At 73.7% G+C, this 1336-nt stretch carries 3 protein-coding genes; 1 reads left to right on the top strand and 2 read right to left on the bottom strand.

Going from position 1 to position 1336, the window contains the following annotated elements:
- Together H5J29_RS32960 and H5J29_RS32955 are read right to left on the bottom strand one after the other, a co-directional pair.
- The coding region (locus tag H5J29_RS32960) for an MBL fold metallo-hydrolase (protein WP_312858511.1) at positions 1-352 on the bottom strand (352 nt) is incomplete at its 3' end.
- 67 nt (positions 353-419) lie between these two features.
- Positions 420-1004 (bottom strand): TetR/AcrR family transcriptional regulator, encoded by a 585-nt coding sequence (locus tag H5J29_RS32955; RefSeq protein WP_220188226.1) that lies wholly within the window; start codon positions 1002-1004, stop codon positions 420-422.
- A 95-nt stretch (positions 1005-1099) separates the two neighbouring features.
- Here H5J29_RS32955 and H5J29_RS32950 point away from each other — a divergent pair.
- A partial coding sequence (locus H5J29_RS32950) for a hypothetical protein (protein WP_181784800.1) occupies positions 1100-1336 on the top strand: 237 nt, incomplete at its 3' end.

Raw genomic sequence — 1336 nt, 5'->3', positions numbered from 1 at the left:
CGGGGTGCATCCCGATCCAGGCCCCGGAGCGGTCCGCGAGCCGCCGGGACAGGCCGTGATGGTCCGGGTGGACGTGGGTCGCGACGATCCCGACGACGTCCGCGGTCCGCGCGCCCGCCGCGGTGAGTCCGGCCTCTAGGGCCGCCCAGCCCTCGTCGGTGTCCCAGCCCGGATCGACGACGACCAGGCCGTCGTCGCCCGGGATCAGGTAGCACAGCGTGTAGCGCAGGGGATTGTCCGGGATCGGCACCGGCACCGACCACATGCCCGCGGCGAGCCGCTCGACCGGCGGCAACACCCGCTCCGACCACGCCCGATGCTGCGCGGTCCCGACCACCTCGACGCCGGCCACCGGTCACCCACTTCCGAAACGCTGAACGTCCGATATCTGACCTCGACGGTAGCCCGCGGCGCCGCCGTCACTCAACCGCGCGGAGCAGGAACGTGACGATTCGCTCGGCGTAGTCCGCCACGTCGATCTCGGCGCGCCGGGCCTCGGGAGTGGACGTGACGTGCAGCGCGACGCCGCCGCAGAGGGTGTCCAGCAGCAGGGTCGCCGAGGTGTCCGACGCCACCTCGCCGCGGTCGATCCCGCGCCGGACCATCGCCCGAGCGGCGCTGATCTGGGCCTGCCGCTGGCCCTCCCACTGGTCGCCGATGCCGGGGATCGTGGGGTACTCGACGCCCATCCGGCGCACCGCCTGCCCGCCGACGCCCAGGTGCAGGGCGAGCACCTGGCCCGCCAGCGCGATCAGGTCGCCGCGCAGCGTCCCGGTGTCGGCGTCGACGACCATCGGGACGCCGCCCTGCAGGGCCGCGACCAGGAGGGCCTCCTTCGTGGGCCAACGCAGGTAGATCGCCGCCTTGCCGACGCCCGCGGCGCGCGCCACCGCGTCCACGCTGAAGCCCGCCCAGCCCTGCTCGGCGTACCGCGCGACGGCGGCCCGCAGCACCCTGCGGTCGACGTCGGGATCGCGGGGTCGACCCGCGGGCGTGGTGCTCATGACCGGCGCCAGGCTAACGGGTGATCGTGACCAGGCAAGTTGCATGTCGCAAGCATCGGAGTTAGCTTGCATGTAGCACGCAAAGGAGAATGTTCGTGATCAGCACGTCCACCGCCGCGGAGCTCGTGGAGGCGTTCCGCGAGGTCGTCGCCCTCGGGCGGGTCGCCCGCCAGGCGGACGGCGACGAGGGTTCGGGCGCTCTGAACGTGGGACCTGCCGCGCTGCTCGGTCTCCTCGCCGACGCGGGGGAGCAGCGGCTCGGGGTGCTCGCGTGCGCCCTGGACCTGGACGCGTCCGTGGTCAGCAGGCGCGTCACGGCGCTGGAGGAGGCG

This window comes from Pseudonocardia pini, assembly GCF_013870575.1.
GTDB classification, from domain to species: domain Bacteria; phylum Actinomycetota; class Actinomycetes; order Mycobacteriales; family Pseudonocardiaceae; genus Pseudonocardia; species Pseudonocardia pini.
Note: the sequence above shows the minus strand (reverse complement) of the source record. Positions and strands in the feature narration are given on the sequence as shown.

Coding starts and splice junctions, on each gene's coding strand:
- H5J29_RS32955 (WP_220188226.1), bottom strand. CDS start 1,004: ATGAGCACCACGCCCGCGGGTCGACCCCGCGATCCCGACGTCGACCGC.